Annotated in this window: 1 protein-coding gene; it reads right to left on the bottom strand. The window is 48.2% G+C overall.

The features are described from left to right. Positions 1 to 10 precede the first annotated feature (10 nt). Positions 11 to 17362 (bottom strand): VCBS domain-containing protein, encoded by a 17352-nt coding sequence (locus J4N45_RS19865; RefSeq protein WP_252016320.1) that lies wholly within the window; start codon positions 17360 to 17362, stop codon positions 11 to 13. Between the last annotated feature and the right edge of the window lie 99 nt (positions 17363 to 17461).

Genomic DNA, 17461 nt, shown 5'->3' with positions numbered 1-17461 from the left:
CTACTAAAGATTAGCGGGTCGGGTCATCAGGTAACGTCGGATCATCCACGTCATGGTGTTCGCTGTCCGTATCCTGCAGATGCTCAAGACCACTATGATTGCCATAATGACTCGCATCTTCGTGATGATCAAATTTCGTATCGTGTTGGTCCGCATCGTTGAAAACAATATCGATATCATCAGGCAAGTCTGTGCTGGAACTATCTGTGTGAGAATCCTGTTTGCCGATCCTCAACTGCTCCATGTAGCTGCTTGCGGCTGTATGTTTCTCAATCGGCGTATCATCGCTATGTTTGGGATGATCAATTCCCAGCTCCGCCATGATTGTTAGCTCATGAGGGGTCTCTTTTAGGAGAGCCGGCTCTGGTTCATCATAAGCATCTTTCGGTGGTGGCGGTGGAGGCGGTGGTGATGTATGAGGAAGCACAGGTGTGACCGTCATATCTAAAACTTCAGTGCCCAACGTTAACTTCCCACTATGCCCTGGTCCGTGACTTAAAATGCTGACTTGTACGTGCAATACAACATCATCATGATGGGAGCCTTGTAGAGCAATCTGAAAATGGTCTTCATGAACCCCAACATTCTGTGCAGAACCATGAGGGCCAGTATGAACATTAGCATGCTCTTGATAACTCAAATGCCCTGTTTGGGGATCAATACTGAGTGTCCCCCACTGACTGGTGAAAGACGTTTGATAATGCCCGCCAACCAATATGTTCCATCCTTGCTGTGAGGTTGGCACTGGCGTTTGTGACGGCATCAGGGTTGGAACACCGAGGTTCGCGCTGATATGGTGGCTGCCACTTGGGGCCGTCACGACGATAGGTTCAGGTTTTGCTCCCGCCGATACATTAAGAGCAGAACTCACATTACCATGCTCATCGGTCATCACCGCTTTAACAACGGTATTTGGTGCCACTTCTAATTGGATTCCATGTTGAATAGCATTAGCATCCAGAACATGGTCTACACCATTAATGTTCAAATGCTCACCAACCTTAGCATCGGCCGCCGCGTGGACGGTTGCCGTCACTGTTCCTGCCGCTCCTCTTGCTATCTCAGCTTTACTGTATAACTTATCTGGGCCGGGGCTCTCGAAACTGATAGAGGGGCTTGCTACCGTCGTATCAACATCAAAGTGGTGATCAACCGATGCCGTTCCCACGTTGCCAGCAAGATCAGAGCTCGTAATACTCGCGTGAACAGTTGTTGTCTGGGCTAATTCTGACCCAGGAACGTCAACATGATAATGGTGAGAACCATCAACGGTACCAGAATAGGAATGGCCACCTACTCTCAAGGTGACGACATCGCCTTGCTGAGCATCACCTGAGACCGACCCTGTAATCGTAACAATTCCTTGAGACTCGTGCGCATTTATAACATCATCCGTTGCGATAGTGTCGACAGTCAACGCGGGGCTCGGAGGCTGAGTATCTATCGTGACAGGAAGCAGCCCCGATATGGCAGGCACTAAATCTGAAGGCGCCAGCGCTCTTGCTGAGAGATTGTGAACACCGTTTGTCAGAGCCGTTGTGGATATTTGGTAGTTACCCTGTGCATCCGAATATCCACTACCCACTGCATGAGCGCCATCATAAAGCTTCACTTCAGAAAACGGGATATCCGTATGCCCGGCAATAGTTGGTGTCGTTTGGTTAGTCACATTATCGGTATGTGACTGTCCTGAGTCGCTTGCGGTAACCAGATCTATAGATACACGATTCGCAGGTTGAGAGACGCTGCTTCCATGACTAGGCATAGTAGTGGTGACCGTTGGTAGACCAGTGACATGTACACTGATTCCCGGGCGCTGACCTTGGATTGTAGGCGCTGTCATGTTGCCATTTAAATCAAAGGTCATATAACGCGTTGAAGTTGCGCCAGCCCTATCAGTAACAGTGACTTCAAATGTATCCTTAGCCGTGTACTGGTTACCGCTTGAGTGATACTGCATCCCTAATAGTTGGCCGCTTGGCACGTATTTATAGTCACCTGTATCCTGATCTAACGTTAATTGACCAAAACGACCCGTTGAAGAAGCGACAGAATAGTGATGTACATCCCCAATGTCTGGATCTATATTGGTTAACTGCCCTGTTATCGGTGTCACCGGTACTATGTGAAGAACAGGCGCATCATTGATCGCGTTCACATCGATGCTCATGGATGCGCTTGTCGAATCCTGATGCCCGTCATTGGCACGGAACTCAAAATGCGCATAATTAGCGCCGCTCTGATTTTGTATTGGTGTGAAGGTTAAATGGCCCGCGTCTAGATCTGCTTTAGAAACTTGTTGATTCGCAGTGACAGCTACACCATTTAAGGTTAACAGACCGTGGGAAGGTAACTGAGTAATCGTGATGTGGTTTAGCGCATCATGGTCAGCATCTTGGTAGCCAAATTCTGCAGCGGTGAAAGTATGACTTTGGTCTTCATCGCTTGTGACCGTTTGTGGTGTCACCGTTGGTGCATGTTGAGCTGGCGGCTTAACCTCTATGGATAGCGTATTTTGCGAGGAATCATTAACTGGGGTACCGCCATCGTCTCCGACTCGATACACCATGTTGGGTACTTTTCCGGTGAAGCCCGCTTCAGGAGTAAAGATGTAGTGACCGTTGGCTTCAATAGCTAGTGTGCCAATTCCCGCTATAGCATGAGGGTGACCTGGAGTGACAGCCACGTAATTTCCTGACACAGGATCTTTTATCTGAATGTCCTGAAGAACAAGGTGAGCATTAGAGTCTGAGTCTGTCGCCGCTGCCGCCGTACCTTGTGAGGTGCCTACACCAGAGATGAGATTACCCTCAATAGGTCCCGTGTTTTGAACACCTGAATCCGTAAAACTGTGTATCGTTGGTCTATCCGTCGAGCCACTGATGGTCACTGAAATTGAATGTTTAGTACCGTCTATCGAGGTAATCTCGATACTGTCGGTTAAGGTCTGGCCGTTATCTAGATCTTGAATGTTTGTATTGCTGTTGTCGGCAGTATAGACCCATGTCCCATCTGGCTTAATCAAGAAGTGACCATAGGTACCATCTTGCGATATTTGGTGCAGACCTTTGAGGTCCAATGCCGCTTCGCCTTGTCCGTCAACATCAGAAATCACAAGGCTTCCACGACAAAATAGTGCATCCTGAATAGTGGATGTACCTGCAAGTCGAGTGTTGTGTTGAAGGTTAGTATCTTCGACCAGACTTGCTGAATCGCCAGTAAATATTGCCGCATCATTAACGGCAGTTAAGTTCATTGTGGCGGACGTCGATACTGAAGCGCCATGTTCATCTTTGACGTCATAAGTAAACTGCACCTGTCCGTGATAATTTTTCTCCGGAGTGAAACTGAAGGTTCCATCTAAGTTATCGACCACCAGCCCATGATCAACGCTCAAGTTGTGCACACTCAATAGACTATGGTCATCAACATCACTGGCATGAGCGAGTAAATCCGCCGCGTTCAATGTAACTGGCGTGTCTTCTGTGCCTTGAGATAAGCTCACTGCGGAAGTAACGACAGGCGTGTCGTTGGTACCGTGTACTGTCACCGTGATAGTTTGCTGAGCCGTGCCATCAATCGATTCAACCGTAAACGTTTTCTGGTAGCTTTGCCCCTCACCTAAATGCTGCAGTTTGGCATTGTCTATTGTGTACTGCCATCCGCCACGAACATTGATAGAGAAATGTCCCCCTTCTGGTGTATCAAAACTCTGAGTAACGAACCCCGCTTGACCATGATCGGGGTCGATAACATGTAAATTGCCACCGCTCCACACTTGATTTGGCGTACTTCCCGGTGACAAGTTATCTTCATAAACATGATTAGCTAATGACGAATATTGTCCAACGACAATACGAGCTTGATCATCTTCCCCAATTACCTTAACGATGATGTTGAGTCTCTGACCATCACTGGTTCTGACCTGATAAGGGATCTCCATCGATTCCCCTTTATGGAGGCTGTCGATCAAATCATCGGCATGTCGATTGCGAGCTGACTCTAATCGGAATTCATAAGAACCGTCTGGCCAAACATACAAACTACCCGGCGCATAACCCTGACCCATGTATCGACCACTAAACACGAACTGAGTGTGATCCCCTGTATCAGGGTCTGTAAGGTGCAAGTTTCCATGATAACTCTTTGTTTTACTTAGTAAGGCTTCAGACTCCGTCATCTGAATAATATTAGATATCAGAACTGCCCTGTCATCTGTCCCTTCAATCGTTAAGGTCGCCGACTGTGGTGTCTGCCCTCCATGCCCATCATCGACAAGATAATTCACTACAACTTGCTGTGTCTGGCCTACGGCAAGATGCTGAAAGCTCAAGTGAGTTGCATCAATAATCACAGAATGACCATCTGCACCTAAAGTCAAACCGTCAGGCAAACTAGCCGTTGCGGTAGCACCATCGACTGAATATCTGATTTGGGACACAGACAAGGCATCCCCTTCTTTGTCTGTTGCGCCAGATAAGAGGTCAACGGCATGATGATTGGTTGAGTCTTCTTTGACTCGATCTGTAATTGGCTGAACATCAGGGCTGTCATTGACTGCAGCTAAGGTCGTGTTTGCTCCAGTGTGTGCAACTCCGCCATGCCTGTCAGCAACATCGTAAGTAAAATGAACGGTGCCGTTATAATTAGGGGCTGGATTGAAGGTGAAACTGCCATCCGAATTAGCGGTAATAGTACCGTGGTCTGCCGTTAGATTTTGAGCGTGCAGCCAACCTCTGTCGTTTGAATCGACATCTGTGGCGTTGGCGATAAGTTGTGCCTGCGTAATGTGTATTGACGAGTCTTCTTTGCCGGACGGTAAAGTCACCTCGCCACTCACCACTGGTGCATCATTATTGCCACGCACAACAACTGATACACTTTGTGAGACCTTACTACCGTCAGTAGATACCGCCTCAATGGTAAAGTGTTCCCAGTATTCGTCCCCTTCCCCGAGTTTAGTCGCTTTGCTCTGGTCAACATTATAGTGCCATTGGCCATCGGTACTTAGATGGAACGAGCCATACTGACCACTAACGCCACCCGCAGGTGTTGGTGTCCAGCTCACAGAATCATGAAGGTCTGTATCATGCGCCGTCACGCCACCTGCAACAGACGCACCTGTCTGGGCATTTTCGACAACATGACCCAGCTCAGATTTAGAATCAATGACAACGCCATCCTCAGTACCACTCACTTTCACTGTTATTGGAAACTCAGTGCCGTCAGCGGCGATTAGCTTGATCGATTCAGTGAGTGATTCACCGTGTTTTAACTCTTGAACATGAACATTAGAGTTGTCACCGATATAACTCCATGAATGTTCACCCGCATGTGGCCCACTCACCAAAGTATGAAATTGAAACTTACCATACGGAGTGGTTACATCTAGGTCGCTGCCCAAGTCCCACGTGTATTGTTGTCCGGCAAACTCAACCTTCACTTGTTTATTAGGACTGTCCACATCTGTGATTTGTAACGCTTGCCAGTCAACGGCATCCATGATGTTTACATTGGTCGACATATGCGTAGCGACATCCTCTGTAGCAGTACCGTGATCAACGCCTGTAATCGTGGTTTTGTCGTCGACAGAGGCAAGAGTAATATTTGCTCCCGTGTGTGTTGTGCCGCCGTGAGCATCCAAAACATCATAAATAAAGTGCACTTGACCGTTGTAATCTTTGTCAGGTGTGAAGATATAAGTGCCATTTTGGTTGTCTAGAATTGAGCCATGATCTGCAACGAGGTTAGCGATGGTCAGCTGACCTTGGTCGTTGTGATCAACATCGATCGCAGTCGCTAATAAATCTGCAGCAGTAATGGTTTTAGCTGTGTCTTCTTTACCAGAGTTGAGCTGAACCTCGCCAGAGACATATGGTGCATCGTTGTCACCGTGAATGGTTATGACGATGTCATGGGTGGTGCCATCCTTAGACTGAATTGTAATCGTGTCAGTTAATGTCTGTCCTTCACCCAATTGGTCTATCGTAGTGCCAACGGTAGATTTTCGATTACCGACCCAGTCGACATTACCAACCGTTACGTCGTAATGCCATGTACCATCTGTGTTGAGTATTAAATGTCCGTATTGACCATGGTATGAATTATTCCAAGCCCCTCCTTTAGGGTCGAATTGAGACTCACCACTGTCTGGGTCAATGATGTCCAACTTGCCAGACACACTGAGGGCTGCTTGCCCTAGTTTTGCCATACCTTGATGGGCGTAGTCTGGTGACATGTCCCCGAAGCTACCTTGGCCTTCGTCAACGTCACCGGTATCAACACCACTGATTTGAGCCGCATCTTTAACAGCGTCAATATGCAGTGTATTCGTTGCTTCTTGTGAGTCGACATGTCCGTCATTAACAGTGAACTTAAACTGAACATCACCGTTGAAATCAAGGGTAGGCACGAACTGTAACTTAGATATATCGGCAGCCGGAATACTCTGACCTGCCGCAATCTCGTGGCCATCAAGCACAAATTTGCCTTGAGTGGCTGGTGGAATGTCGGTGATGACAATTGAGTGCAGCGTATCACCAGTATCGACGTCCGTGAATCCGAACTGACTTGCCTGCATTTGATAATTTGTATCTTCTGCGCCGTTGCTGAGAACCACTTTGTTGACTGTAGGGGCGTCGTTGGTTCCAATGACATCAATATGTAAGTCGTATGCGGTGCCATCGAAGCTGTGGACGCGATATGTCACTGTTTCAACTTGCCCTTGTGCTAGATGTTGAAGCGCCGCGTTGTCGACGCTATAGCCCCAATTACCCGCGCTATCAATTCGAAGTATTCCACCAAATGGGTCGTGAACGCGAGTCTCGCCAAATTGGCTGTACTGGAACTTATCTTCGCCGCTGTCTGGGTCTATGACCTGAAGTTGACCACTTGCCAACTCGGTAATTGTTCCGTTGTTGTGCGTTGCGTGTGGCCCGTCTTCTATCACGGTTCCAGTGGATACCTCTGAAATAATGGCTTTATCTGGGGTCGCGACCAGTGTGGCATTTGCACCAGTATGTGTCGTGCCACCATGGGCATCTTTGACGTCATAGGAGAAGTGAACTTGTCCGTTGTAGTCTTTATCTGGTGTGAAGGTAAAAGTACCATCCTTATTGTCGAGAATTGAACCATGATCGACATGCAGATTCGTAACAAAGAGCTTGCCAGCATCGTTGGCATCGACGTCTATAGTATTAGCTAGCAACTCGGCTGTTGTGATGGTTTGTGCGAGGTCCTCTTTTCCACTATTGAGTTGTACTTCACTAGAACAGTACGGGCGGTCATTGTCGCCATGTATGGTTATTACAATGTCATGAGTGGTTCCATCTTTAGACTGAATAGTAATCGTGTCCGTCAGTGTTTGCCCTTCACCTAGTTGATCTATGGTGGTACCAACGGTAGATTTTCGATTACCGACCCAGTCAACATTACCAACGGTGACGTCGTAATGCCATGTACCATCTGTGTTGAGTATTAAATGTCCATATTGACCATGGTACGAATTATTCCAAGCCCCTCCTTTAGGATCGAATTGAGACTCGCCACTATCAGGGTCAATGATGTCTAACTTGCCCGACACACTGAGGGCTGCTTGCCCTAATTTTGCCATTCCTCGATGGGCGTAGTCTGGTGACATGTCCCCGAAGCTACCTTGGCCTTCGTCAACGTCGCCAGCATCGACGCCTCCGATAACCGCCCTGTCTGCGGTACCACGAACATTGATAGTCAGGTTTTGAGTTGTACTAGCGCCTTGTTCATCGGTTACAGTGACAGGAATGGTAACGACTTTATGCTCGCCGTCTTTTAGCTGTTGATAGCTAGCATGAGAAGGATCAAATGAATAACTACCATCTGTGTTGAATACCAGTCCATCAACGGCATGAGCTATCGAATATGTGAGCGTCGCTCTGTGGTCAATATCTTGCCCCTGCATCTGCCCAGTTAAACGACTACCGTCTTCAATTACAGACTGGGTTTGAGCGCTTAGAGTTGGCACATCATTAGTGCCGTGTATATTCACTTCAATCGTAAACGTCGTCCCATCTTTCGCGCGAACCACACACTGATCGGTAAGCACTTCTCCTTGGTTTAATGATTGAACTTGGGGCTGATGGTCTCGGATCGTGTAGGTATAGTGGCCATCGCGCATCAAAAAAATATGGCCGCCAAGCTTGGTATCATAGCCTATGCCTGTATAGGTTTGTGGACCGTAGTTAATATCAAATATCGCTTCTCCTTGGTCAGGATCAACAATGTTGAGTTTACCTTCAAAGTGAAGCTTGTCATGGGTATCAATGTAGCCTCTGTCTTCGGTCACACCAGCCAAATGATGGTCGGTCGATGAGTAGCTTATTTGTGCGTTATCTGACACTGGTTTGAGCGAAGCGCTCGCAAAGGTGACGACGCTTCCACCATGACCATCATGGACGTCGTAGCTAAAACGCACTGGTCCGTTGTAGTTGAGTTCAGGGGTAAATGTGAACGAACCATTGTGATTATCTGTAATGGTGCCAGCAGAAGAACCATCAGCCTTCAGCGCAACAAGACTAGCGACTGATAAATGACCTGCATCGTTAGCATCAACATCCGATGCATTGGCAAGCAAGGCGGCACCGCTAATAATATAAGGCTTGTCTTCATGACCAGATGGCAATGTTACGGCCGAAGAGACGTCCGGGTCATCATTGGTGCCATGTACCGTTACGGTAATGATTTTTTGCGCAGACCCATCCTTTGATTCAACGGTAAATTGCTCTTGGAAGCTCTCTCCGTTACCTAGCTGCTGAATCGCAGGTAAGCTGTTGTCAATGTGATATTGCCACATGCCCGTTTCTGTCACCGTGAAGTGACCTCCGTGGGTCGACACTAACGTTTGAGGCTTCAATTGGTCGTCATCATGGTCAGGGTCAATGGCCTTGACGATACCCGTTGCAAACAGCTCTGTAGGGTATGCCGGAGACGTCATCGAGTCTTCATGTAAGTGATTGTCTGTCGTACCATAATTAACGACAATCTGTGCACTATCTTCTTCACCATGAATGGTCACAGTGACGGGTTTTGTTTGCCCATCGGCGGTCTTCACATTGAAGGTTTCAGTGATACTCTCACCAGGTTTTAGTGCAGCCACCGTTTTTTGAGCATTGGCTGTACCAACATAATTACCTTGAAGAAAGTACTCGTAGTGTCCATCTGCACGTAGCGCGAGAGCACCTAATCGAGAGCTAGATTGGTAGATCATATCGACGAACTGAGGGCTGTCGGTCGTATCAATATCCGTCAGTTGAAGTGCACCTTTGATAGAGGTGCCGTGATAGGTGTGCTCGGCAGCAGCTTCACCGATATTTATCGAACTCGAAGCCAGCTGCGCCTTATCATCGGTACCGACTATTTTTACAGTGACACTTTGAGGTGTTGACGCTCCATGACTATCCGTGACTTTGTAACTCAGTTCAAATGTCGCGACCTCGCCTTGCGCAAGATGCTGGAATGCAGAACTGGAAGGGTCTACCTGCAAATGGCCATTGACTATGCCAAAGCCATCCGGAAGCCTCTCTATATGCCCATTCACCTTAACTTGAAACAAACTCCCCACGTTTAGTGCGTCACCATCTACATCCTGAGCATGGGACAACAAGTTAATATCAAGATGCTGTGACTGATCTTCATGGAACTGAGCAGTGATTGGCGTCACTGAAGGTTTGTCATTGGTTCCTTCGATAAGGAAAGACAATTCTTTTTGATCTTGCCCACCCGCAGTATCAGTCACTATGACCGTGGTTTTCACGGTTTGTGTGTCGCCAAGCGACAAATGCTGATATGACGAATGACTTGGGTCAAACGTATAGCTGCCATCTGGGTTGAATGTCAGGCCGTCAATTGGATTTGAGGTGGTATAAGTAAGCAAATCTTGGTCAACATCGGTTGCTACCATTTGACCGTGGAACATTGCACCATCTTCTTTCAGCGACTGCGACTGTCCTGCCATCACTGGTAAATCATTAGTACCTGTGATGATGAACTTGAGCTCTTCTCGATGCGAACCACCAGAGGTGTCGGTCACCGTTACCGTCGTAGTTACGACTTGGGTATCACCTTTTGCCAAATGCTGGTATGAAGCATGACTTGGATCGAACGTATAGCTACCGTCTGGGTTGAACGTCAGGCCATCAATCGGATGGGAAGTGATGTACGTCAGTAAGTCTTGGTCAACATCGGTGCCGACCATTTGACCGTGAAACACTGCACCATCTTCTTTCACGGATTGTGATTGGCCAGCCATCACGGGTAAATCATTGGTGCCTGTGATAGTGAACTTAAGCTCTTCTCGGTGCGAACCGCCAGCGGTATCCGTTACAGTAACTGTAGTCGTGACAACTTGAGTGTCACCTTTTGCCAAATGCTGATACGACGCATGACTTGGATCGAACGTATAGCTGCCATCTAGGTTAAATGTCAGGCCGTCAATTGGATTTGAGGTGGTGTAAGTGAGCAAGTCGTGGTCAACATCGGTGCCCACCATTTGACCATGGAACACCACCCCATCCTCTTTCACCGACTGAGACTGCCCTGCCATCACGGGCAAGTCATTGGTGCCTGTGATGGTGAACTTGAGTTCTTCTTGATGCGAACCGCCAGCGGTGTCGGTTACCGTCACCATCGTGGTCACAACTTGAGTGTCACCTTTTGCCAAATGCTGATACGACGCATGGCTTGGATCGAACGTGTAGCTGCCATCTGGATTGAACGTCAGGCCATCAATTGGATTTGAAGTGGTGTAGGTTAGCAAATCATGGTCAACATCGGTGCCCGCCATTTGACCATGGAACACGGCTCCGTCTTCTTTTACAGACTGAGACTGCCCTGCCATCACTGGCAAGTCATTGGTGCCTGTGATGGTGAAGTTGAGTTCTTCTTGATGCGAACCGCCAGCGGTGTCGGTCACCGTAACCATGGTGGTCACAACTTGGGTGCCACCTTTTGCCAAATGCTGATACGACGCATGACTTGGATCGAACGTATAGCTGCCATCTGGGTTGAACGTCAGACCATCAATTGGATTGGAAGTGGTGTAGTTTAGTGAATCATGGTCAACATCCGTGCCCACCATTTGACCGTGGAACACTGCGCCATCTTCTTTCAACGACTGAGACTGCCCTGCCATCACGGGCAAGTCATTAGTGCCTGTGATGATGAATTTGAGCTGCTCTCGATGCGATCCACCTGCCGTATCGGTTACCGTGACCATAGTGGTCACAACTTGAGTGTCACCTTTTGCTAAATGCTGGTAAGACGCGTGGCTTGGATCAAACGTATAGCTGCCATCAGAGTTGAACGTCAGGCCATCAATTGGGTTCGATGTGGTGTAGGTTAGCAAATCATGGTCAACATCGGTGGCTACCATTTGGCCATGGAACACTGCGCCATCTTCTTTCACCGACTGCGATTGCCCTGCCATCACGGGCAAGTCATTAGTGCCTGTGATGATGAATTTGAGCTGCTCTCGATGCGATCCACCTGCCGTATCGGTTACCGTGACCATAGTGGTCACAACTTGAGTGTCACCTTTTGCTAAATGCTGATACGACGCATGGCTTGGATCGAGCGTATAGCTGCCATCTGGGTTGAATGAAAGACCATCGATTGGGTGTGAGACTGAGTACGTCAATAAATCTTGGTCAACATCGGTACCCACCATTTGACCTTGGAAAACGGCTCCATCTTCTTTCACCGACTGCGCTTGGCCAGCCATCACTGGCAAGTCATTGGTACCTGTGATGGTGAACTTGAGCTCTTCTTGATGCGAGCCGCCAGCGGTGTCGGTCACGGTAACCATAGTAGTGACAACCTGGGTGTCACCTTTTGCCAAATGCTGATACGACGCGTGACTTGGATCGAACGTATAGCTGCCATCTGGATTGAACGTCAGCCCATCAACTGAATGTGAGATCGAGTATGTCAGTAAATCTTGGTCAACATCGGTACCCACCATTTGACCTTGGAACACCGCACCATCTTCTTTCACCGACTGAAATTGGCCTGCCATCACCGGCAAATCATTGGTGCCTGTAATGGTAAACTTGAGCTCTTCTTGATGCGAGCCGCCTGCCGTATCGGTCACAGCGACCATTGTAGTGACGACTTGCGTGTCACCTTTTGCCAAATGCTGATAGGAAGCGTGGCTTGGATCGAACGTGTAGCTGCCATCAGGGTTGAACGTCAGGCCATCGATTGGGTTCGAAGTGGTGTAAGTGAGCAAGTCTTGGTCAACATCCGTGCCCACCATTTGACCATGGAAGACTGCGCCATCTTCTTTCAACGACTGAGACTGCCCTGCCATCACTGGCAAGTCATTGGTGCCTGTGATGGTGAACTTGAGTTCTTCTCGGTGCGAACCGCCAGCGGTGTCCGTCACAGTCACCATGGTGGTCACGACTTGAGTGTCACCTTTTGCCAAGTGCTGGTACGACGCGTGACTTGGATCGAACGTATAGCTACCATCAGGGTTGAATGACAGGCCATCGACTGGATTGGAGATAGAGTACGTCAGCAAATCTTGGTCAACATCGGTGCCCACCATTTGACCATAGAACACCGCGCCATCTTCTTTCACCGACTGCGATTGCCCTGCCATCATCGGCAAATCGTTGGTACCTGTAATGGTGAATTTGAGTTCTTCTCGGTGCGAACCGCCAGCGGTGTCCGTCACAGTCACCATGGTGGTCACAACTTGAGTATCACCTTTTGCCAAATGCTGATACGACGCATGACCTGGATCGAACGTATAGCTGCCATCAGGATTAAATGCTAGGCCATCGACTGGATTGGAGATAGAGTACGTCAGTAAGTCTTGGTCAACATCGGTACCCACCATTTGACCTTGGAAGACCGCACCATCCTCTTTCACGGCCTGCGATTGACCAGCCATCACTGGCAAATCATTTGTGCCATCTATCTGAATGTCTACATTATGATGCGTACCGTCTACCGAAGAGACAGCAAAGGATTCACTTAGATGAGAGCCTTTAGCTAGTTCTTGCAGCGCCGTTTGTTGATTGTTCGCTTCATATTGCCAATGACCATTAGCATCGATAGTCAAGGTGCCAAATGTTCCTATCAAAGCTTGTGATAGGAAGTGATTCTGGCCTTGATCGCTGTCTGATATTGATAAATCTCCAGATGTTTTGATACTCCCGTTTACGACATTCAGATCTTCTTTCACCGAACCTGAATCTATACCAGAAATGATCGCGGAATCTGACGTGCCTCCTATAACAATTTCTATAAGTTGACTGGTTCCATCTACCGTGTGGATTGCGATTTGCTCTTTGATGCTATTGCCGGACGCAAGCTGTTGAATAGCTGACAGAGAGTTATCGACTTGATAGTGCCAATGCCCGTCTGAATCTATATCTAGTATACCAAATTTACCCTGAAGGACCTCAGACAGTGTACGAGACTCTCCCTGATCGACATCGACCACATCCACCTTTCCATGGACGTGCATTAAACCAGAGCTATCAACATTATGGTCTTCTGTGAGGGTGCCGTTGAACTGCCCGGTTATCCTAGCTGCATCATTGGTTCCAGTGATTTTAAACTGCAGTGCTTCACTGTGCGTACCGCCAGCACTGTCAGTGACCGTCACTGTGGTTTGAACGACCTCTGTTTGCCCTTGCGCCAGATGCTGATAAGAGGCATGGCTCGGATCAAAGGTATAACTGCCATCGGGGTTAAACGACAAGCCATCGATTGGGTTAGAGATAGAAAAAGTCAGCGTGTCGTGGTCTACATCTGTCGCTTTCATCCGACCATGAAAAACGGTGTCGTCTTCTTTAACACTTTGAGATTGCCCTGACATCACCGGCAAGTCATTCGTCCCTGTGATCGTGAACTGCAGTGCTTCACTGTGCGTGTCGCCAGCACTGTCAGTGACCGTCACTGTGGTTTGAACGACCTCTGTTTGCCCTTGCGCCAGATGCTGATAAGAGGCATGGCTCGGATCAAAGGTATAACTGCCATCAGAATTGAACGACAAGCCATCGATTGGGTTAGAGATAGAAAAAGTCAGCGTGTCGTGGTCTACATCTGTCGCTTTCATCCGACCATGAAAAACAGTGTCGTCTTCTTTAACACTTTGAGATTGCCCTGACATCACCGGCAAGTCATTCGTCCCTGTGATCGTGAACTGCAGTGCTTCACTGTGCGTGCCGCCAGCACTGTCAGTGACCGTCACTGTGGTTTGAACGACCTCTGTCTGCCCTTGCGCCAGATGCTGATAAGAGGCATGGCTCGGATCAAAGGTATAACTGCCATCAGAATTGAACGACAAGCCGTCGATTGGGTTTGAAATCGAATAAGTCAGCGTGTCGTGGTCTACATCTGTCGCTTTCATCCGACCATGAAAAACGGTGTCGTCTTCTTTAACACTTTGAGATTGCCCTGACATCACCGGCAAGTCATTCGTCCCTGTGATCGTGAACTGCAGTGCTTCACTGTGCGTGTCGCCAGCACTGTCAGTGACCGTCACTGTGGTTTGAACGACCTCTGTCTGCCCTTGCGCCAGATGCTGATAAGAGGCATGGCTCGGATCAAAGGTATAACTGCCATCAGAATTGAACGACAAGCCATCGATTGGGTTTGAAATCGAATAAGTCAGCGTGTCGTGGTCTACATCTTTCGCTTTCATCCGACCATGAAAAACGGTGTCGTCTTCTTTAACGCTTTGAGATTGCCCTGACATCACCGGCAAGTCATTCGTCCCTGTTATCATGAACTGCAGTGCTTCACTGTGCGTGCCGCCAGCACTGTCAGTGACCGTCACCGTCGTTTGTACGACCTCGGTTTGCCCTTGCGCCAGCTGCTGATAAGAGGCATGGCTCGGATCAAAGGTATAACTGCCATCAGAATTGAACGACAAGCCATCGATTGGGTTTGATATCGAATAAGTCAGCGTGTCGTGGTCTACATCTGTCGCTTTCATCCGACCATGAAAAACGGTGTCGTCTTCTTTAACGTTTTGAGATTGCCCTGACATCATCGGCAAGTCATTCGTCCCTGTGATCGTGAACTGCAGTGCTTCACTGTGCGTGCCGCCAGCACTGTCAGTGACCGTCACTGTGGTTTGAACGACCTCTGTCTGCCCTTGCGCCAGATGCTGATAAGAGGCATGGCTCGGATCAAAGGTATAACTGCCATCAGAATTGAACGACAAGCCATCGATTGGGTTTGAAATCGAATAAGTCAGCGTGTCGTGGTCTACATCTGTCGCTTTCATCCGACCATGAAAAACGGTGTCATCTTCTTTAACGTTTTGAGATTGCCCTGACATCACCGGCAAGTCATTCGTCCCTGTGATCGTGAACTGCAGTGCTTCACTGTGCGTGTCGCCAGCACTGTCAGTGACCGTCACTGTGGTTTGAACGACCTCTGTTTGCCCTTGCGCCAGATGCTGATAAGAGGCATGGCTCGGATCAAAGGTATAACTGCCATCGGGGTTAAAGGACAAGCCATCGATTGGGTTAGAGATAGAAAAAGTCAGCGTGTCGTGGTCTACATCTGTCGCTTTCATCCGACCATGAAAAACAGTGTCGTCTTCTTTAACACTTTGAGATTGCCCTGACATCACCGGCAAGTCATTCGTCCCTGTGATCGTGAACTGCAGTGCTTCACTGTGCGTGCCGCCAGCACTGTCAGTGACCGTCACCGTGGTTTGAACGACCTCTGTTTGCCCTTGCGCCAGATGCTGATAAGAGGCATGGCTCGGATCAAAGGTATAACTGCCATCGGGGTTAAACGACAAGCCATCGATTGGGTTTGAAATCGAATAAGTCAGCGTGTCGTGGTCTACATCTTTCGCTTTCATCCGACCATGAAAAACGGTGTCATCTTCTTTAACACTTTGAGATTGCCCTGACATCATCGGCAAGTCATTCGTCCCTGTGATCGTGAACTGCAGTGCTTCACTGTGCGTGTCGCCAGCACTGTCAGTGACCGTCACTGTGGTTTGAACGACCTCTGTTTGCCCTTGCGCCAGATGCTGATAAGAGGCATGGCTCGGATCAAAGGTATAACTGCCATCGGGGTTAAACGACAAGCCATCGATTGGGTTAGAGATAGAAAAAGTCAGCGTGTCGTGGTCTACATCTGTCGCTTTCATCCGACCATGAAAAACGGTGTCGTCTTCTTTAACACTTTGAGATTGCCCTGACATCACCGGCAAGTCATTCGTCCCTGTGATCGTGAACTGCAGTGCTTCACTGTGCGTACCGCCAGCACTGTCAGTGACCGTCACTGTGGTTTGAACAACCTCTGTTTGCCCTTGCGCCAGATGCTGATAAGAAGCATGGCTCGGATCAAAGGTATAACTGCCATCAGAATTGAACGACAAGCCATCGATTGGGTTAGAGATAGAAAAAGTCAACGTGTCGTGGTCTACATCTGTCGCTTTCATCCGACCATGAAAAACGGTGTCATCTTCTTTAACGATTTGAGATTGCCCTGACATCACCGGCAAGTCATTCGTCCCTGTGATCGTGAACTGCAGTGCTTCACTGTGCGTACCGCCAGCACTGTCAGTGACCGTCACTGTGGTTTGAACCACCTCAGTCTGCCCTTTTGCTAAATGCTGATAAGAAGCATGACTCGGGTCAAAGGTATAACTGCCATCGGAATTGAACGACAAGCCGTCGATTGAATTGGAGATAGAATAAGTTAAAGCATCGCGGTCAACATCGGTCGCTTTCATCTGCCCATGATAGACAGCACCATCCTCTTTTACGTTTTGCGATTGCCCTGACATTTGGGGTGCGGAATGAATGTGATCCGGTTTATCAGTTTTCTGAGAGTGTTCTACTTCTTCGCTAGAGACAACAAATGGGGCTGTGCCGATAGGATGAGTATTATTTAGCGACTTTATGCCTGACTGATTCAAAATATGATGCGATGTATATGCATGCATTGGGTAGCGGTGTAATGCTAAATGGCGACTTGGTAAAGCGTGATGGGTTTGATCTGTTTTATTATGACTTTCCGCGACGATGTCTTCATGTTCATGAGAAGACGTAGCCTTAAAAACTGACTCAGAGTTCTTAGTATCTTCTTGAGGCCCTGTGCTTTTTTGCGTGAGGGCACTGTTTTCAACAATCTCGCTGTTATCTCCAATGTCGTCACTGGCTTTAGCAAGAGAAGGTAATATAAGAGCCAATGTCGGCGGAACGCCCACCTGATATCTTAACGTATTAAAAAGTCGACGCTTTTCCCGCTGCTTCTTCTTGGGCTTAGCTTCATTCGGACGCTTTGATACATTTTTCGATAACTCAGTTTTGTTCTCGCTTCCACTGCTTCGCTTTTTCTCAGTCATTTTCTCAGCCTTAAGTCACAAACCTCTTTTAAAGTTAAGGATATAGAAGGGCGTTTTGCTAACTAATCTTGATTTTTAACTGATGTTTTTTGTTCCCTT

The organism is Vibrio sp. SCSIO 43140, from assembly GCF_023716585.1.
In the GTDB taxonomy this organism is placed as follows: domain Bacteria; phylum Pseudomonadota; class Gammaproteobacteria; order Enterobacterales; family Vibrionaceae; genus Vibrio; species Vibrio maritimus_B.
Note: the sequence above shows the minus strand (reverse complement) of the source record. Positions and strands in the feature narration are given on the sequence as shown.